Here is a 20,021-nt window from a genome sequence, read left to right as displayed (position 1 = left end):
CTTTTTAGAATTAAATCTAAGCACTCTCTTCTTTCCCTTCTTTCATATATTTCTTTTCATTTTTCATTTATTTCGTAATCCTTTTCATCTTTTTTCTTTTTGTTATTTTCGTTTTCTGTTAAATCTTTAATGGTAGAAATGACAACCGGTGTGGCTGTAAGCAGTTGTGGTAATGTTTGTTTTGCAACATTAGCTGCAGTTACAGAGAATTTTTTACTTGTCTCAGTTACCTTCTCTAATGTTTCCTTTATGTTTCCTTCTTGTAGTTTGTCTTTTACGCTTTTTCCTGTTGTTTGTATAGCTTTCCGGTTTTCTTTTTTTAATAGGGAGACCATGACTCCGGTCGTAATCCCAATCACAGCATATTTAAATATCGTATGTTTCATTTTCCTCATCCTTCTCTACTTTTATTTTTTTCAATGCTACAACCTAAAATAATTACCTTACCTATTTATCAGATGTTGCAATCTATTAGAGAGAATGATAGTTTTGCGGCTGCCTATCACTCGCCGTTGGTGTTTCAGCTGTTACTAGGAGTAAAATTCTCCCTTGATCTAGTTTTTCTTCATATAAGTTAACTTCCTCCTTCGACAACCCTATTTCCTCCATTTGATTTCGGAGTTCGTCCCCTTTTTGGGAGAAAAAGTTAATAATACTTATGCCCAATCCTTGTTCTTTTACTCCAATCGTATTTGTGTTTGTATCATCCGCAATCTTTTTTGTTAGATGTTTTTCATGTGTTAAGACGTAAATATCATCTTGGCGAATCCCTTGCAATTCTAGCTCTTTTACTTTCATAACTACTTCCTGTTCATTTTCAAATTCATGAACCACCGGTTTTCGTTCATTCTTATGCATGGTATTTTTCCTCCTTTAGATTTTTATTTTTTTATTTAGTTGTTATGTAATATGTAATACACCTATTTTAAAGATGTTAAACCTAAATTTTCGAAAAATTTCATACAATAGGTTATTAATGTTTTTGAATATCAAAGTGATGTCACGAGAACTTTGCTTTGATAAAAGTGTTACAAATAACGATTTATTTGGAAGGCAAGCCCTTTATTTTATAGAAAATTTCTATATAGAAAAAGTTACAAAAGGAGTACAAGATACTTTTTTCGGTAATTAAATCAAAAGAAAAATAAAAAACCAAATAACCTACCATCAAAAAATAAAGAAAACAGGTTATTTGGTTATTCATTCCGTAAGCTTAATGCTCAAGTTAGTCTTTTTTCACACGGTCAAACTTTATTAAGAAAATATTAAGGAATTTCCCTCTATATTCATAAGAATTTTTTCCTATACTTAAAAATAAGTAAATTAACAAAAGGAGAAACAATCATGAAGAAATTTTTACTTTGCATATTAGGAATAGGCCTCCTTATATACTTACTACCGTTCATATTACGCGGGGATGTGGACCGATTTAATCCACTTGCTGAAGAAAAACATGTATATGCCGTTGCGAAAGGGTATGGTGTTCCCGATTATCATACGAACGGTAGAGCTATGTACTCGTTAAAAGGCATTGATGAATCTGGCAATGAAGAAGAGTATACAGTAGGAACGAATACTCCTAATGATTTTATAAGAAAAACTTACTTGAAAATTCATGTGAAAGGTAGGTATGTTTACTCGTACGAGGCTATTTCTGACAAGGATATTCCGGAGAAAATAAGAGGGAAATTGGAGATAGAAGTTAAATAAAAGAGCCCACTCGTATGAGTTGGCTCTTTATTACCTCTCCCGTCTATCATTGTTTTAACAACCATTCTTCCATTACTTTCACTGTTTCATCTTGTTGTGCTTTTGACGTAATTAAGCTAGCATTATCACCTTTTTGCTCGCCATACATGCCGAAATTAGCATGATTCCCCCCTTTTATCATGTGCATAGTTGTATTCTTTGACATTAACTTTTTATTGTTCTCTATTTTTTCTACAGTTGCTAAAGCATCTACTTCTCCATAAATAGATAACATTGGAATCGATTTGGTAGAGAAATCATCTGCGGGATAAGAACCTAAGAGAATGATTCCGTCTACCTTTTCTTCATGCTGAAAAGCATATTTAGAAATCATAGCTCCGCCCATTGAATGCCCTGCAACATACCATTTCTGAACTTCAGGATACTGTTCCATTACACTGTCTACTGCATTGATTCCAAGTATCGCTAAATTTAATGGTAACTTAGGCATTACTACAAAATGCCCATCTTTTGCAAGAGCTTCTCCTAAATAACTATAAGCTTCAGCTTCTACTTTAGCTCCTTGATAAAAAATAACTCCTATTTTAGCATCTTTCTCTCCAAAAACTATATTCTCTTCATCTTTTTTATTATCTACTAGAGACAAAGCCTCTTTCGTTGGTTTATAAGTAAACTGAGACCAAGTCAAAAAAGTAATACTTCCGATAATTAAAATACTTAATACAGAGTACAGAACAATTTTTATCCATTTCTTCACATATATGACCTCCCTAAGATGTGTATATTCTATACTTTAGATTATCATTAATAAAGTGAAAATTTAATCAGTGGGGGTTTTATTCATCCCCCACTGATTATCAGCCCTCACCAATCGGGCTTTTACGGGCAGCCCGATCCCCACCTAACTTCTTTGCTTTCGCTGAATTTTGAGGTGGAGGTCTTACTGCCCGTTAATGCGGGATAAACATAAAAACTCGAGCATTTTTATTATGCTCAAGTTTTCATTTACGCCTTTAATTTATACTATAAATTGTCCAAGATAAATATGTAGCAAATGCAGCCCATAAAAAATATGGGATTAGCAACCATGCCGATACTTTAGATAAATTGGAAGAAAACATAATGAGAAGTAACGTAGTAATAGCGACTAGTAAACAATCTACTGTTGCTAAAAACAAATTCTTTTGGCTAAATTGAAAGTAGCTGAACGCTTGATTGAATATATAATTTAAAAAGAATAAAAACCAAAATGTTTTTGGCTTGAATCCATAGTTGTTGTAAATAATTGCAACTGATAATGCAATAAGTCCAAATAATACAGCCCATATCATTCCGATTGTCATACCAGGAGGTGTCCAAGACGGCTTTTCTAACGCATTATACCAAGTACGATCAATAGGGAATAAAACACTAGAAACATAAAACAAACCATATGTTAGTAAGAACACTATAATACTAGATTTTTTCATAAACATTCTCCTTTTTTACTAGAAGGTTTTAGAAACTCTATATGATTCGTATGTTCTTTCAATGAATACAACTTTAATACACAAATAGACATTCTTATACTTTTCATTATACCCTTTACATATCAAATTCATATTGACTCGTGTATTTTATATAAATTCTTTCATACTTTTATATGCACAAAGTGCTCTCTCCCGCGCTGCCTTATGATCAACAACTGGCAAAGGATATGTATGACCAAGCTGTATATTGGCCTTTTGTAAAATATGCTCAGGTGCTTCCCACGGCTTATGTATATATTTATTCGGTATATCTCTTAATTCTGGCACCCATCTTCTTATATACTCCCCATTTTTATCAAACTTTTCTCCTTGTGTAATCGGGTTAAAAATACGAAAGTATGGTGATGCATCCGCTCCACTTCCAGCAACCCATTGCCACCCCATTGTATTATTTGCAATATCAGCATCTAATAGTGTATCCATAAACCATTTTGCTCCTTCTTGCCATGGGATTAATAAATGCTTTACAAGAAAAGAAGCTACAGCCATTCTTGCTCGATTATGCATAAAACCTGTTTGCCACAGTTCCCGCATTCCCGCATCAATAAACGGATAACCAGTTTCACCTTTCTGCCATACTGTTAATAACTCCTCTTCATTATTCCACGGAAAATGTTCAAAGCTCTTATTAAGAGGTTTATATACTGTAAATGGATAATGATATAGTAAATAATAAGAAAACTCTCGCCAAATTAATTGACGTATAAAGCTATTCACTTGTTTTTCAAAAAGACTACATTGTCTTTCGGTACTTTTATTTATTAAGTAATGATACATCAACCTCACTGATATTTGACCAAATGAAAGATACGGTGCCAACATCGAATGTACATTTTGATCTGGAAAATCTCTTCCTTCACTATAAAAGACTAATTTGCTAGAGAAAAATTTCTTGAATGTTTTGTATGCCCCTTCTTCTGTCGGATCCCATATTGCTTCCATATGAGATGTCCACGGTATAGTCGGCAACAAGTGTAATTCTGAAACAGATAAGCTTGCTGGTAAAGAGTTTCCCCACTTTATACTCTGCACTTTACTAATAGGTTTAGGTATTATCTGCTTTTGAAATGCATTGTAAAAAGGCGTAAACACCTTATATTCAGTGTTATCTTTCTTTTTAATAATCCACGGTTCTAATAATAAATGCGAATTAAATTCCTTACAAATAATGCCTTTACCTTCTAACATCATTTTCATTTTTTGATTAGATTGTAATCTGTCCGGATCATAGCAAATATTCCAATATACAGCCGTTATACGTAATTGTTCTATGAGAGAACGTATTTCTTCCTCCGTACGTCCTTTACGAATTATTAAAGTAGAGCCCAATGCCTCAAGTTGCTTCTTTACATCTATTACAGCATGGTGCAACCACCACTTTGATGCACTTCCCATTGAAAAAGTTTCGTCATGTACATATACCGGAACAACCTCACCGGACTGAGCAGCTTCAAATAAAGCTAGGTTATCATATAAGCGAAAATCTTTTTGAAACATAACAATAATTTTGTTTTGCATAACTATCCCTTCTAATTCTTAAAACATATTAAATTTTATTATATAACAGTAATTTATACCTAAGAATTTATTTGTCCCTAATAGATTAGTTAATGTATTCAACTACTTTATTAGCAGAAACTTTTGCAACCGTTTCTTTTCCACCTGTTCTATCAATCATGAAACCATGAACTTTAATATCAGAAGGTACTAACGGATGCTGACGAATCATATCTATACTCTTCTTAATATTTTCACTAACATTTTCTTGTCCACTTAGCCATGCATTCAGGCTACCACTTGAAAATTCAGGCATGCAATGTTTAAAGAGATAGTCTAATTCTATATTATCTTTTATGAAATCATGTTGAGTTTGTAGATTAACTGAAGAAGTTTCTTTATCCTCTATTCCTACAACAAAAATTTCTTCAACATTTTCTTGATAAATAGCAATAATAATAGATCTCATTATATCTCCATAAGGATGTACAATTACAGAATCGTAGCTGTGTATAGTCAACATGTTTTCTTGTTGAATGTTAGTTACTTGTTGGATAATAGGCTCTATTCCATGTTCAATGTCTGTTAACAATAAAACTTTTTTATTCTTTGAATTCATATGGAGCACTCCTTCTTCATTATTGTATTTATGAAATTTTTAAGCTAGTAACAATAGTTGATTATGCATTGCATGATTGTTACCAGTTTTTCCAGCGTCCCTCTGGATCAATACTTGCAAGTCTAACCCATCTATTTTGAACTTTTTCTCGAAATGCGAAATCATTATTTAGCAAACGCTCTATATATTCAATAGGCGCTTGAATTACAATTAGTAAACGAAGTGGTGAATGATACGTCTCACTATCTGACTGCATAACGGATTGCCAAGGTAAGCCTGGCAACAAATCACTTGCATTTCCCTGCATAACACCGAGACCTGCCGTTACGGTTTGTGTTGTTTTGTTTCCACTACCATAATAATGTGGAGCTACAGTTGAAGCGTAATATTGTAGATTTATCCACTGAGCTACTGTTCCTGGTCCTGCAATAATGTTAGCTAATATATCGCCACTTTCATCCTGTTTCCAATCATAATTATGGAGGAAAGCCCTACCTTCTAAATCACAATCCTGAGTTAATTCTCGTTGCCCGATAATAAAAGATGCATTACGGGCTAATCCCCATTCTGGACGTATTTCACTCCAATCTTCTGCAAATCGATGTGCCTCTTTACTCGCATTTTTTATTTTCGTTTTAAAATTTGGTAATTGTGTTAAACGCTCTCTATTTGCATGTTGGCTCACATTTGGCATAATCGACTCGATACAATCAAATGCTTCTTGTGCAGTTTCCGAAAGTTCTGGGACGTAAATCCATTCCAATTCGTCCACTGTTGTTTTATGTTCAGCTGCTGCAAAAATGGTATCCTCAGGAATTTTAATACCTTCAGCAAACAACGCCTCTCGCACTTCTGGCAGATTGCATAAAATAGCAAAAACTCTTGCATTGAATCCTCCTGCTGCTCCGCCACAAGCACCACACTCAAGTGCTGCAGCATAAGGGTTGTTCGTACTTTGACTACTGTGTCCGCACATTACAACTAAAGGAGCAAATTTTTCTGTCAGTCCCACCATTTTTAAAGCTTGACGCACATAGTTCACTTTTTCTTCTTTCGTAAAACCGATAGGTATCTCACCTTTTGTGTCATGAACATGATTAAGCGAGAATGTTGTATCAGGTTTTTGTAACATAGTTTTACGAAGGTTACGAATGAAACCACCAACTCCTCTTGGGACAAAGCTTCTTGTCACCATCTGTAGACCAAGTAATGGACCACTTAACTCAGGTAGCGCCATACTTGTTAGTACGTTCTGTTTCATCGTTTTAAATGTATAACGCACCGAACTACCTATCCTCTTACGTTGCTCATAAGATTTAAGTTCATTTTCATTTGTGAGCTCCTTTATTTGATGTTTCGGTTTGAGTATAACTGGCAAAGAAGGATGGTTGTTATTACTACCTAATTCACTAGTTGCAATTGGTAATCCAAAGAAACCAGCTATTCCAAATGTTTCAAACGGACCTAATTTTTCAAGGTGGCGACGAAACGGTTCTGAACGTACATCAATACAGAATGCTAATTGAGCTAATACACGCTTTTTATCATTAGTTGCACATTGTTTAGAAGCAATCTTCTCCCTTAATTGCTCTGCATGCGTCTGTTCCCAAGCTTCGAGCCAAAGTTTCCTGCGAATATTTTCATCAAAACGATAAGCGAATACTAATAATTCACTTTGTTCAGCAGCAGACATTTGTAACCATTCCTCTATTGAAATATTCCCCCAATAGATCCAAGAAGCTATAAGTGGGACGATCGAAACTTTTTTCTCAACCTTTTGATTTTTTAAAGGTAAATAAGGTTTTGCAATAGCCAGCTCCATAGAAATTCGAACTGCTAAATATTCTATGAGAAGTTCCTGTTCCTGAATTGATTGTTGTGAGCGCCATCGTATCATTCCTGCCCACCCAGGCAAAGAAAGTAAGTGCCCTTCAAGGTAAGCTTGTATATTAGATTCAGAAATTCCTAGTTCAGATAATGCTCTCGCTAAAGCTACTTCGGCATCTTGTGGCCAATCTTTTAAAACTTTACGCTCATTTTTACTGAGCGCCGGATCAAATTTAATAAGGTGTTGCCATGCCCGATAAAAACCTTTCTCTCGATTTGGCATCGTCCAACTTGATCCGGAGTCATCAAGATATAATTTACACCATTTAATGATATGATAATTAAGAATATCAGATAGGTTTTCACTATTTCGATTTTCTATAAGCGAACCTATTGGCTGCATAACAGAGGCTTTCATACTTGCTGTATTTATATATATCATTTCTTCTGCCAATTTATTTAATTCTGGCGATGATAATAAACTAGAAGGTAATTTTTCTAACTTTAAAGCTGCTTGGCAAAATCGCTCTGCTTTCTCTCGCGGAATATGAAAAGATTGTGAATCCAGCCAACGAGACAAACTCATTTGTAAAAATGATTCCTCAATCTCATCTTTCGCTTTTGCCGAATGAATCATGGAGGCACTAGGATAAATATCCACATTACGAGCTTCTTTTAACCAATTTGCGACTTGTTCAAATGATTGCTTTTCAAGTCCCATCCAAGGGTGATGAGCTGCAAACGTAGAGATAGGCCAAAGTGGCGCAATAACACGGCTAGCAGATGCAACTAAATCATTTATAGTATTTTCTTGCATATCAATGTTTGTATCTTTCTTTAATATTGACGATATGCTCATCACGAATTACCTCCCTTTGATACATAATGTTTAAGATAGCTGGGGTGACTTTCTACTGACTTTCTTCTCGCCTCACCTACTCGAACTAACCAAAGATAAAGTACAGCGAATAAAGTAGAAGATTGATTACGAGTAACGAAAGTACTAATAGCACTACTAAATAGTAAAATACATATAACAAAGGTAACGGCTGGAGCTGAAGGTTGAACACTTTGATAAATATCAGTATGCAACCATTTATAAAGAGAATTATGAACGGTAAAGTAAATGAGAGAAAATCCAATCAAAACAATTAAGCCAGCAATTCGTCCCATTCTTCCCTCTCCAAAAACAACAAGTTGTTTCCACGAAAAGTATAGTGACCATCCTAAGATTAACGCACTAACTAGTTGATACCCCTCTCCAGAAGTCATAAACCAAAAAGTAATTGCTATAAATAGTCCTAAACCACGCCCGACTATCATCCATAAATTGGACATCTTTTCATTAGACTGCTTCACTACCCCAAAACGTTCTACTGAAGAACCAGCTTGTAAAAACAGTGTAGCTTTAAACAAACCATGTAAAATTAAATGAATAACAGCCGCTAAATAGGCTCCTAATGCACATTGAATAAGCATAAAACCCATTTGGGCAATAGTTGATCCCACTAGCTGACGTTTATAATCAACTTGAACTAGGCTAATTCCTGTTCCTATGAAAACAGAAATACTAGAGAAAATAAGTAAAATGATTTGTGCAATATCATCATGAAAAAGAGGTGAAAATCTGGTTAACATGATACCGCCAGCATTTACTAACCCCGCATGCATAATAGCAGAAACAGGAGTTGGAGCAACAGCAGACTCAATTAACCACCTTTGAAAAGGCCATTGTGCTGCTGGAATCATCACAGCCAATATAATTAATAAATTGATTGCTGTTCTTTCCAATGTTCCATGTTGCACTACATTTTCATTCGCTAAAACTGATGTTAACTGCCACTGTCCAGTTATTTGAAACAGCCAAATGATAGCTGATAGCAAAGCAATCCAACTTATTGTAAATAAATAGCCAGAGATTTTAGTTGCTTCACTAACTACTTTCCACCCTTTATTTAGCCCTATGAGTAGAACCAATCCTATAAGAGTTGCGCCCCAACAAATAATCATGAAGCGAAGATCATCACTTAACCATACAACCGAAGATACACCTGTAGTAAATGTAAAAAGTGCAAAGTATTTTCGATATGAGCGATCTCCCATTAAGTAACGTACAGAAAAACGCTGAATGATTAAACCAATTGTAAGAACAAAGAAAGCCATTAACCAAGCTAAAGTATCTAGATGCCAAGGCCCCACAGCTCTATCTCCATTGTTATTAACAAGTGCGAGTAAAGAAACCAATGAAGGCAAAGCAGCGATACCAATATGGATATGAACAAAACGTAAAGGTATCCTTGCATTTAAAAACAATAATCCACTTAGCCAAGAAGCACTAAGTGCCATAAAAAATAAAGTTAACAGTGTTGATGAACTTAGCGAAATTAACATGTAAAATACTCCCTTCCAAACGAAAATAACCTATAAAAATTCCTTTTAATTACGATAGTTTTTTAATTTCAATTTTTATTCACTCTTTTTAGTACATCGTTTTTTCCATAAAAAAAACCGACAACTTCCATAATTCAATGATTTTATATCATCATTGAATTATGGAGATTGTCGGTTTCACTTCAACTAACTTCAATAAAGTTTTTTGAAGAGCTCCCATTTTATAGAGGATAGTAATGTATGTATTACTCCTATTAAAAATAACAGTATATCTCTGATCTCTTAGATTATGCAATCAATATATCAATTTATGTTATGCGCTATCTTTCAATTAAGAAACTTTTTCATTTAGTCAATATTACATATTAAAAAAATGCTAAAGCCTTAATTATAGCAAACAGTTAAAATAAGCATCTATTAATTTTTTAAAACAATTATAAGATAAACTATATTAAGCAGGTTGTCAATTTATTTATCCATTTTTTCAAGCGTTATTTCAATCAAAATTCATTATACGTAAATAATTTCAAGTTTTTAATTATTATCATGTTAATAAATATAAATAAAGTGCAAAACTTTTAGGTTTCTTAATTATCTCCCACTAACACTACGGTGGTTTTAATTTTTAAAACTTTTCCTCAAGATTATGAAACAATTTAAAAATCATTACTCGTTCACCTGTACGGGAGCTTATATCTGTATGAAAACTCTTCACTTTTTCTCCAGTTAATTCCAGTATAATCTCTTTAAGATCTTCAATTCCAGATTCAACTAGCTCCGAACGATTTTTCTTTATCGTTAGCATACCTTCTTTTGTTTCGCAAACAGTATATTCAGCTGGCGTTAAAATACCTTGTAAATTTACGATAATCATATCCCGTAATATATCTGTCTTAACGGATATAGACCCGCGTCCTAGGTAGTCCTTTTCCCAATGAGTAATTGCTTTGCTTATCTCTGATTCAATAGAGCCTTTTGAGTTTTTCATCTATGTATCCTCCTTCAATAAAATGTAATTACATTTATAATTACAATAACAATATAATAATCTGGATTGATTTTATTTTCAATTATTGAGAAGAATTTATTAGGATTGCAAAAAAGAACTCTTATAAAATTAAGAGTCCCTTTTATATTGTTTCGATAAAAAGAAAAACAAGTAACCTCAATATTAGATTACTTGCTTTTCTTTCAAGTTTTTGAGTCGCCACTTTTTTAGGCATGAAACATGCAAAGATTAATTTATCTTGCATAGCTATCCCTTCTGATTGTAAAAAATAGATTATTTATATTATTATAAGAATAATTGTTTGTAATCACAAACGAACTTTCTCATAGTTATAAGATTGCTACGTATTAAATATTTCACTACCACAAGCAATTAATAGCGGCATTACAATGAAAAGAAATAAAAACGTAATCATTTTCTTCCTAACACACCTCAAATGCGCTTTTCCTTAGTAATGTAACGCAAAATAGCACTTAGGCATTTGTAGATTTATACAACATATTTCGAAGCAGAATACAAATAAACCCTAATACTAATGCAAATATGCCTACAAATAAAATATATTTCGTTCCAATTTGTGCAATAATTATCCCTGCGATCCCAGTACCAATTGTAGTCCCTAAATTACAAGAAGTTAAAAATAAGCCATTAGCAAAATCTGGTGAATTAGGTGCTGAAGACATCATCCAATATTGATTGACATTACCACCAATCCCGCCAAGAACACCCCAAATTACAATAAAAATTGCAGTTGGTATCGCAAGCTCTGATACAAAGAAAAAGGCAAAATATAATATCATTAGAGCAATGGGATAAATGATTACCGTACGGACAGGAGCTATTGTCAGTAATCTCCCTGCAAGAATATTCCCGATAATATTTGCTAACCCATAAACAAATAGCATGCTACTTATCATATACGGCGACATTTTCGTAACTACATCTAAATATTCAGCTAGATAACTATATATTCCAAATACCGCTCCATTTAAAAAAGTTACAGCAAGTATGGATAGCCATGTGATACCTTTCGTTAAAATCTTAAGCTGCGAACCATAAGAAAGCTTTTCCTGAACAGGCATAGAGGGAATAAATACGATTGTCATAATAAACGCAAAAATATTAACAAGTGCAAAAAATGTTAATGATATTTCAAGTGTAAATACATTTGCTAAAAAGTTGACAATCGGTACACCTAAAACCATACCAGCTGAAACCCCAATAAACACTTTGGCAACTGCTTTTGGAGCTTCTTTTGCACTAACTGAAGTTGCTGCTACTGATAAAGCCATCGATACGTACACTGGATGAAAGAAAGCCGGAATTACTCGTGCAACTAAAGCAACTGTAAAATTCGTTGTAAAAATTGAAATAACGTTGCCGATAATAAAGATTGCTAGTACGAGCAACATAACCGTTTTTCGATTTACACCCGAAAAAACTAAAGGAAGCGTTGGAGCCGCAATGGCAATGGCGAGCGCGAACAAACTAACCATTAAACTTGCCTTCGAAACACTTACATCAAAATGATCTGATAATGCCGGAAGCAGGCCAATATATCCCATTTCAGTATTAAGAATACCGAAAACCCCTACTGCTAATATAAAAATTAATACACTTGTTGAATTCTTCATAAAAAACACTTCAACTCCTCTTTCACTTCTCATCAATGCTTTTGGTAATGTGATTATAAAATGGTATTATCGAGATAACAAATACCTATATTGAATACATTCCTATAACAAATAGGCATACAAAGGAGAAGAGTTTTTTGGACATACGTGTATTACGTTACTTCATTGCGGTAGCAACGCAAGAGAATATATCTGCTGCTGCAAATGCATTGCATTTATCTCAACCTACATTATCAAGACAGTTAAACAACCTGGAAGAAGAGCTTGGAACTACTTTGTTTGTACGAGGAAATCGAAAAATCACTTTAACAGACGAAGGTATGTTTTTATTAGATCGAGCAAAAGAAATTGTGGATTTAGTAGAAAAAACAGAAGCTAATTTTAACCAACAATCTGAAATTATTAGTGGAGAAATTCATATTGGAGCTGGAGAAACAGAGGCAATGCAGTTCATTGCACAAACTATAAAAAAAGTTGTTGCCCATCACCCTAACATTAAATTTCATTTATATAGCGGCAACGCTGATGACATTACAACAAAATTAGATAGTGGTTTATTAGATTTTGGTATCATTATTGAGCCAGCAAATAAACAAAAATATGACTACTTAAAGTTGCCAGCTACTGATGTATGGGGCGTACTTATGCGAAAAGACAGTCCCTTAGCGGAAAAAGCTTATATCCATCCAACAGACTTACTAAATACACCTCTTATCATATCAAGACAAACGGCTGTAAGTAATGAATTATCAGGGTGGCTTGGAAAGGAAATTGAAAGCTTGAATGTTATAAGTACATATAATTTACTTTATAACGCATCCTTACTCGTAAAAGAAAATATAGGCTACACATTGTGTATTGATAAGCTGATTAATACGTCTGAGGAAAGTACACTTTGCTTCCGCCCCCTCTCTCCTAAACTAGAGGCAGGACTAAATATCCTTTGGAAGAAGCATCAAACATTTTCAAATGCTACAAAAATTTTTCTAACATATTTGCGGGAAGGTATGTAAATGTTTTTAATAAACGGTATAGACTTATTTCAAGGACACAGCTAGCTAAAAAAAGAGAAAATCTTAGATTTATTCTTTTTTTAAGCAATGTGGTGGTCCCTCATCACCATCAAACTATAAAAACCAAATACCCCAAAACGAAAAAACACACGGGATTTTCGTTCTGGGGTGCTATAAATGTTTTAAGTTGATAGGTACGGGGGCTACCAGAAAAAGAAGCCTATACATGTACCATAAGCTTTTTATCTGTTGGCCGTTTGTTTGATTGATTCACTTTTACTATTTCTTTGCAGCATAATTCTCCCCATCGCTATAAGAATGGTAATAATTGAAGTGCAAAGAAGAATATTCATATCGTGTGATAGATTTCCCCCGCCAAAAATTACTGTTTGATATCCGTCAGCTACATAAGTTCCAGGGAAAAGAGAACCTACAGTCTGATAAAAATTTGATAGTAACGCTTTTGGAACAATTACCCCACAAGTAACTAATTGTACTGACAGTGATATGATATTAAACATCATACCAGCAGGACCAAATAGAACGATGAACATTTGTGTTACGCTTAAGAAAGAGAAAAAGACAAGAGTTTGGAATACCCATGTTTCAAACAAACTTGTATTTAATTTAACATTAAATAAGGTCATTAATAATAACGTGATAATAGCTAAAATAACAGATACGACAATATTAATAACTTGTCTTGATAAGAATATAGACCATTTTCCGTGAGTGTTTTTTAATATTGTTGCAACAATATTAAGATTTAAACTCATAAGCATAGCTCCAACCCATGAAGCAAGAACAATTAAAAATGGAATCATAGTTGCTGCAAAGCCATCTGTATTGTTTGTTTTTTTGACAGATGATTGCACAGAATCAATGTTTAATGAACTCAAAGCTTTCGTGATGTTTCCTGATAACTTTTGGGCCAATTCTTCTGACGGCATCACTGTACTTAGTTCATTAGATAAGTTGGAAGAAATAAGTTTTTGTTTATACGTATAAACATTTTTATTAATTGTTTGCGTAATATCTTTTGTTGCGCCTTCCATAATCTGTTTTGTCAAAGATGCATTCGCTTAATTGATGAAATAGTTAATCTCTGTAGTATTTTTTTCTTTCAATAGACTTGAGAAATTTGCAGGAATTTGGATAACCATATCTAAGTTACGGTTATTCATATCTTCTTTGGCATGTGTTACAGAGCTATAGCTTTTAACTTTAAAGGGCAGATTTTCCTTCAAGTTTTTTTCAATATTGGCTCCTATTTCATTATCTTCATTAACTAACCCAATTTTTAATTTGTTTATCCGATCAGTAACACCATCGTATGCAGTCATCCACACACAAAAGAAAATTAACAGAAAGGCAAATGCTGTTGCAATTCCAATGAATGTTGGGGGGAATTTAAAGAAATTTTTTAAAGTTTTCATTGTCGTACTCCTTGTCGTTTTATTATAGCAAGTACTTACTTGCATTAGGTGTAAAAAAAGACCTAGGGAGTTAGCCCCCTAGAAAATAGTTGGACACTATGTTTTAGAAAAGTCTCTTTTGAATTTGAAAATAAATTGTCACCGAAGCGTGAGTTAGAAAGAAAGTAACCGAAATTCATCCAAATAAAGTTCATCGCCTGGGCTTCCATATCAGTTTCAATAAGCTTTCCCTTTTCTCTCATCTCAATGAAATATGAAACCAAATTATCTTTTAATTGTTTAGGAATTAATGCAATTTTTTCTTTGAGCTCTGGGAACATTTCAGCTTCCTGAAAACTAATCAAAATTAAATCCTTTAACTTTTCTATATATGCAAGATATCCTTCTGCAATAGATAGCAAGTCATCTTCAAGATTCCAAGTCATCTCTCCAGGCATTAATTTATTCAATTCCATATCATGCGATAAAGATTCGACGGCTTTTTCCATAATATTCTTTTTGCTCCCGAAATTCCGAAAAATTGTTACTTCGTTTACGCCCGCTAATTCCGAAATCGAGCGTGTAGTCGTTCCCTTATAGCCATGAGTGCGGAATAGTTCTAAAAAAGCCTCAATAATACGTTCTGATGTATTTGTCATTTCATTCACGTTTCATCCAACTTTCACATAATCTTTATCCAAACCCGAATGCAAGTTGTTACTTGCACAAGTAGAATAAACCCTTTTGATAAAAAAGTCAACTTTATAAAAAAAGCCGATTTCTTTATCGTATAGGAAATCGACTTTTGGCTTAATTATTGATTTAGTAATAAAAACACCTTTTAAAATAACTATGTTTATACTATAGACGTTGATCTTTTTGGAAGTTTAGACGAAAATGATCCTCATCATTATATACCCCAAATTCATACCCTTTCTCTTTATAAAATTTAATAATTTCAGGAAGAGCTTGTAATGTTTGCGCCTTTTCATGCATTAAAACAACTTCTACTTCTTCTGTTGTCTGTTTCTTTACATTATCGATAATCTGAGTTGGATTATCTTTTAATTTCCAATCATTTGAGTCTATTGTCCAATCCCAAACTTTTATTGCTGCTTCTACAATTTGATTACGAATTTCCTCACCCTTTAATCCTGGTGCAGATCCATATGGCGGACGAACTAGTTTAGGCGTTGTACCCGTAATATTATGGATAAGAGCTAACGTTTCTTTCATCTCCGATACAAATTGTCCTTTTTTGTATAGCTTATCACTATTATGTGTCATACTATGAGCACCAATATAATGTCCTTCTTTTACTGCTCGTTTTACGTTTTCCTGAAAACCTGTATTTTGTAAATTGCTACCTTGCATAAAAAATGTCGAAGCAACATTTTGCTCTTTTAGTACATCTAAAAATTTTCCAGTTAATTCGCTAGGACCGTCATCGAATGTTAAATACACAACCTTTCCTACCGGTTTTCCATCAGGTCTTTTCTGTTTTGCTGGTGGTGTTTCTTTTTTCTTTTCTTCTTGTTGCGTATTAACTTGTTTACTACTTTCATTAGCTACTCCCTTCGCTGGGGTAGAGTTCCAATTTCCAATTATGAAGAATGTGAAAAAGGTCGTCGCTAAAACAACTCCTAAAGATATGATTGCCTTCGTTACTACACTTGTTTTTTTCTTACTTTGCGATTCTTTCATTATTTTTCGATCCTTTCCCTATTAATTTTCATATTCATTATTTATAAGGCTGAGCCTTTATTCGACTGAATCGTTAGTTTCAACCGGTGTTTACAATAAATAGATTAATAGAGATGGATAAAGATAAAATGCAGATAATGTCGAAATCAGTTAAAGAATAGCGTATCGCATCCACTCTTTAGAAAACATTTGTTTCTAATTTGAAAACTGGATATACACCCAAAATAAAAAATACTACTCTTCCTAATTAAGATTTAGAAAGAATAGTATTTTTCTATTTGCCTATTTTATTACATCGTAAAATAATTAATAATGCCATCCACAATACCTTGTTGCGATTTCGCCTGGAATTTTTCTAAATTCATTCTTTTTTCATCACTCGCATTAGATGTAAATCCTAATTCAATTAAAATAGACGGAGAAGGATTTTCTCGTAAGACAAGAAAATCACTTCCATGAACACCTCGATCTCGGCTGTCTATATTTTGATCAAAAATAGCTTCTTGTACGATCTTAGCTAACTTTTTATCTTTCCTTTTATTAGATCCATAATGAGTTGTTATTCCCTTTACATTCGTATCCTCAAAAGCATCATGATGAACGCTAATATAAAGATCCGCCGCATGGTCTTTTGCTACTTTGACACGAGCTTGCAACTCTTCCTTTTGCTTTGTTTCTGGAAGTAAACTCGTATCTTTTTCACGTGTTAATATAACTTTAGCATCCGTTCTTTCTTCTAATTCTTTCTTTATATTTTGTGCTACTTTTAAATTGAGTTCTTTTTCAATCGTTCCAAATTTCTTTCCTTTCGTCCCTCTATCTCCTCCACCGTGCCCCGGATCAATTACAATAGTTTTTCCTTTTAATCGTAAATCCTCTTGTGATATATTTTTATGCCCCTTAGCATGTATGAAACTAACTCCTGTGTCCATTATTAATATTATAAATAAAAGCAATATCGCTCTTTTTTGCATTTTAACAATCTCCTTATCAGCTTTTCATTCCGTTTCTAATGAAAATAGTAATAAATACTGATAAAGATAAAATGCAGATAATGTCGATTTTGTTTAAAAATGATAAAAACGTGTAGAACAGAAATTCTACACGTTTTTATTTAAATAGAAATAAAATAATACTCCATCTTCTGTATTCGAAACACCATACTCCGCATCATGCAGCTCCAATATATTCTTTGAAATAGCAAGGCCCAATCCTGTTCCACCTTTTGAACGTTGACGAGACGTATCTCCTCGATAAAAACGATCCCATATTTTTTCTAAATGTTCTGGCGCGATATGAGCCCCTTTATTTTCTATACATACTTTTACACGTTCATTCTCTTCTATTGTAGAAATAATAATATTCTCCTGTTCTGGTGTGTAACGAATCGCATTCGTAATAAAGTTCGTTATAACTTGTTCTATGCGATTTGGGTTTGCAACAACTTCAATTTTAGAAAATTGTTTATGAACATATAATTGCTTAGCTGTTATATCCGAAGTTAATTGCTCACATATATAATCAATCATCTCATCAATATGGAAGACATCCATCTCCATTTTATACGTACCAGATTCGAATTTTGCTAACTCCAGCATATCAATAATGAGCATATCCATTTTATCTACTTCTTTTGACATTGCTTTAAAGTAATAATCCTTTTTATTACTAGCAACGCCATCCTCCAAAATTGAAATACAGCTCTTCATAATACTTAAAGGTGTTTTTAACTCATGTGAAACACCCGCGATAAATTCTTTACGTGTATTTTCTAATTGCTTTTCTTTCTCTATATCTTGCTGTAATTGATGAATATACGAATGCAAAGCTTTAGAAAGAGTATTAATATTTTGTGATAAATCACCTATTTCATCCTTTGTCGTAATAGGTATCGTCTCTGAGAAATCTAAACCCGCAATTTTTTTTGTAGTATCATTTATTTGTAATAGTGGTTTGGCGATTTTTTTTGAGTAATAGAACGATATCAAAACAATTAAAATCAGTACAAAGATAATTAAATATACATAATAATCCTTAATCATTTGCACCGCTTCATCAACTGGTTGCAATGATGTCATAGCAAAAATATAGTTTGTCTTACCCTCTGCATCTATTGTTGGCTTGATTAAAAGTTTATATTTAATATCATTTTCTTCGTAATCCAATATTTCTGTAGAAGTAACCTCATTAAATTTTTGATCCAATAATAAATCCACCTGAAATTGCTTTATTCTATCTATAAGCACACGATTTCCATATATAAAGTTCGTTCCTACAGTCCCCTCCGGTAATTGTACATTCTGAATGCTTCCTGCTAAATATAATTGTGAACTTTCTTTTGAAGATGCGGCTTTTGGCCCATACAACCTTTCTGACAGTTGCTTGTTCTCCAGCCCAACATTCTTCTCTTTTATCGTTAACATCGCAGGGATTACTATATCCCCCTTCTGTACTCCGTCGATAATAATATGACTCCCTTGTTCTAAACTATATTTCATCCTTTGTATATCTTCTAAATTGATAAAACTATACAACGGTATATGAATGGAACGTTCAGAAAATCTCTTATCTTCGTTAGGGTCTAATTGAATTTCTACAGAAAAATCATTTGCATATTTTATATTTCCTACACGATCTAACGTTGTAATCCATGTCGCATTCTCTTGATAGAAATTTTGTTCCAATTCTTGAATTGCTTTCGCATCATCTCCAGCTTTTACATATGCTTTTTCAAAGGATTGAATATTTGTTTTAATATCATTCACTTTTCGATTTGCGTAGTATTGTTTAAAAAATATAGTTTGTCCGATAAAAATAGTTACTAAAATAAGTGTGCATAATGCTGTTGTTAAAATAAATAACTTTAATACAATTCCTTTTTTCATACTTGTCCCTCAAATTTATAACCAGCTCGTACAACAGTTACAATACAAGCTGCTTTTTGTCCTAATTTATGACGCAAATTACGAATATGACTATTAATAGTGCGATCATCCCCGGCAAATTCATAACCCAAAATTTTATTGATTAGTTGTTCTCTTGAAATTACAATTCCTTGATTTTGCATAAAATACGTTAATATTTCAAATTCTGTATGCGTCAAACTTATGTCTTCCCCATCTATGGTTACTGTACGAGAAGGAAAATGTACATGGATACCACTACTCGTTAATGTGTCTGCAGTTAATACTTTAACAGCGGAAGAATATCGGCTTTCCATTAATCGTTTTGCTCTTGCTAATAAAATAGGAGGACTATATGGCTTTGTAACATAATCATCTGCTCCTAGTTCAAATCCGAGTAAAGTATCATCCTCATCTACCCGAGCCGTTAACATAATAATAGGTACATTAGATTTCTTTCGAATTCGCCGACATACCGCCCAACCATCTAATTCCGGTAACATAATATCTAAAATAATTAAATGCACCTCATACTCTTCAAATATAGATAACGCTTCTTTCCCATCAATCGCCTCTAAGATGTTATACCCTTCGTTTAATAGGTAATCCTTCATAATCTCACGTAAAATATCTTCATCTTCTACGATTAAAATTGTTCTTTGCATCTTTTATCTTCTCCCGATTTATTTTATTGTTAGGAAGAAATAGTTCATTTTATATATTAACCAATTAGCAATCTTTCACTATTTCCGTCACTACTACATACAACA

The 20,021-nt window shown here is 33.3% G+C and carries 17 protein-coding genes and 2 pseudogenes; 3 read left to right on the top strand and 16 right to left on the bottom strand.

What is annotated here, in order from left to right:
* Positions 1 to 16: 16 nt before the first annotated feature.
* Positions 17 to 386 (bottom strand): annotated as a pseudogene (locus tag A6J74_RS29235) (peptidase U61).
* An 85-nt stretch (positions 387 to 471) separates the two neighbouring features.
* Positions 472 to 858 (bottom strand): YflT domain-containing protein, encoded by a 387-nt coding sequence (locus A6J74_RS29230; protein ID WP_000549418.1) that lies wholly within the window; start codon positions 856 to 858, stop codon positions 472 to 474.
* A 118-nt stretch (positions 859 to 976) separates the two neighbouring features.
* Here A6J74_RS29230 and A6J74_RS30540 point away from each other — a divergent pair, with 118 nt between their 5' ends.
* Both A6J74_RS30540 and A6J74_RS29220 read left to right on the top strand, forming a co-directional pair.
* Complete coding sequence (locus tag A6J74_RS30540; protein ID WP_002093610.1) at positions 977 to 1,132, top strand: hypothetical protein; 156 nt, start codon at positions 977 to 979, stop codon at positions 1,130 to 1,132.
* Positions 1,133 to 1,344: 212 nt separating this feature from the next.
* Entirely contained in the window at positions 1,345 to 1,710 is a 366-nt protein-coding gene (locus A6J74_RS29220) for a YxeA family protein (RefSeq protein ID WP_000714083.1), read from the top strand.
* A gap of 46 nt (positions 1,711 to 1,756) precedes the next feature.
* Here A6J74_RS29220 and A6J74_RS29215 read toward each other — a convergent pair whose 3' ends face one another.
* The 8 genes from A6J74_RS29215 to A6J74_RS29180 form a co-directional block, all read right to left on the bottom strand.
* The gene (locus A6J74_RS29215) at positions 1,757 to 2,467 is read right to left on the bottom strand and encodes an alpha/beta hydrolase (protein ID WP_000758854.1); all 711 of its coding nucleotides are present in this window, start codon (positions 2,465 to 2,467) and stop codon (positions 1,757 to 1,759) included.
* A gap of 256 nt (positions 2,468 to 2,723) precedes the next feature.
* A complete protein-coding gene (locus A6J74_RS29210; RefSeq protein ID WP_000749758.1) occupies positions 2,724 to 3,179 on the bottom strand; it encodes a TspO/MBR family protein in 456 nt (151 codons plus the stop codon).
* A gap of 147 nt (positions 3,180 to 3,326) precedes the next feature.
* Positions 3,327 to 4,757 carry a cryptochrome/photolyase family protein gene (locus A6J74_RS29205; RefSeq protein ID WP_001179939.1) on the bottom strand — a complete coding sequence of 477 codons (1,431 nt, stop codon included), beginning with the start codon at positions 4,755 to 4,757 and terminating at the stop codon, positions 3,327 to 3,329.
* A gap of 85 nt (positions 4,758 to 4,842) precedes the next feature.
* A complete protein-coding gene (locus tag A6J74_RS29200; protein ID WP_001086237.1) occupies positions 4,843 to 5,355 on the bottom strand; it encodes a carbonic anhydrase in 513 nt (170 codons plus the stop codon).
* A 79-nt stretch (positions 5,356 to 5,434) separates the two neighbouring features.
* On the bottom strand, positions 5,435 to 8,041 hold the full coding sequence (locus tag A6J74_RS29195) for a DUF2309 domain-containing protein (protein ID WP_000028357.1): 2,607 nt from the start codon (positions 8,039 to 8,041) through the stop codon (positions 5,435 to 5,437).
* Positions 8,041 to 9,573: an NADH dehydrogenase subunit 5 gene (locus A6J74_RS29190; protein WP_000908938.1), complete on the bottom strand. Its 1,533-nt coding sequence runs from the start codon at positions 9,571 to 9,573 to the stop codon at positions 8,041 to 8,043. The genes A6J74_RS29195 and A6J74_RS29190 overlap by 1 nt, the downstream gene beginning before the upstream one ends.
* Positions 9,574 to 10,198: 625 nt before the next feature.
* On the bottom strand, positions 10,199 to 10,561 hold the full coding sequence (locus A6J74_RS29185) for a Na-translocating system protein MpsC family protein (RefSeq protein WP_000798167.1): 363 nt from the start codon (positions 10,559 to 10,561) through the stop codon (positions 10,199 to 10,201).
* Between the two features lie 494 nt (positions 10,562 to 11,055).
* Positions 11,056 to 12,249, bottom strand: coding sequence for an MFS transporter (locus A6J74_RS29180; RefSeq protein ID WP_002048526.1), 1,194 nt, complete (start codon positions 12,247 to 12,249; stop codon positions 11,056 to 11,058).
* Positions 12,250 to 12,353: 104 nt separating this feature from the next.
* Here A6J74_RS29180 and A6J74_RS29175 point away from each other — a divergent pair, with 104 nt between their 5' ends.
* The gene (locus A6J74_RS29175) at positions 12,354 to 13,229 is read left to right on the top strand and encodes a LysR family transcriptional regulator (RefSeq protein WP_080609761.1); all 876 of its coding nucleotides are present in this window, start codon (positions 12,354 to 12,356) and stop codon (positions 13,227 to 13,229) included.
* Positions 13,230 to 13,471: 242 nt separating this feature from the next.
* On the opposite strand, the pseudogene A6J74_RS29170 reads toward A6J74_RS29175, so the two are convergent.
* The 6 genes and pseudogenes from A6J74_RS29170 to A6J74_RS29140 all read right to left on the bottom strand — a co-directional run bounded on the left by A6J74_RS29170 (position 13,472) and on the right by A6J74_RS29140 (position 19,916).
* Positions 13,472 to 14,572 (bottom strand): annotated as a pseudogene (locus A6J74_RS29170) (YhgE/Pip domain-containing protein).
* A gap of 155 nt (positions 14,573 to 14,727) precedes the next feature.
* Positions 14,728 to 15,312, bottom strand: a complete 585-nt coding sequence (locus tag A6J74_RS29160; protein WP_001004643.1) for a TetR/AcrR family transcriptional regulator — start codon at positions 15,310 to 15,312, stop codon at positions 14,728 to 14,730.
* A 193-nt stretch (positions 15,313 to 15,505) separates the two neighbouring features.
* Positions 15,506 to 16,348, bottom strand: coding sequence for a polysaccharide deacetylase family protein (locus tag A6J74_RS29155; RefSeq protein ID WP_000665183.1), 843 nt, complete (start codon positions 16,346 to 16,348; stop codon positions 15,506 to 15,508).
* Positions 16,349 to 16,638: 290 nt separating this feature from the next.
* Positions 16,639 to 17,322: an N-acetylmuramoyl-L-alanine amidase family protein gene (locus A6J74_RS29150; RefSeq protein WP_001171850.1), complete on the bottom strand. Its 684-nt coding sequence runs from the start codon at positions 17,320 to 17,322 to the stop codon at positions 16,639 to 16,641.
* 126 nt (positions 17,323 to 17,448) lie between these two features.
* Positions 17,449 to 19,233 (bottom strand): sensor histidine kinase, encoded by a 1,785-nt coding sequence (locus A6J74_RS29145; RefSeq protein WP_000715385.1) that lies wholly within the window; start codon positions 19,231 to 19,233, stop codon positions 17,449 to 17,451.
* A complete protein-coding gene (locus A6J74_RS29140; protein WP_001189869.1) occupies positions 19,230 to 19,916 on the bottom strand; it encodes a response regulator transcription factor in 687 nt (228 codons plus the stop codon). The genes A6J74_RS29145 and A6J74_RS29140 overlap by 4 nt, the downstream gene beginning before the upstream one ends.
* Positions 19,917 to 20,021 lie beyond the last annotated feature (105 nt).

It is taken from the genome of Bacillus sp. FDAARGOS_235 (assembly GCF_002073415.2).
GTDB lineage: Bacteria > Bacillota > Bacilli > Bacillales > Bacillaceae_G > Bacillus_A > Bacillus_A toyonensis.
This window is presented reverse-complemented; position numbering and strand designations above follow the sequence as displayed.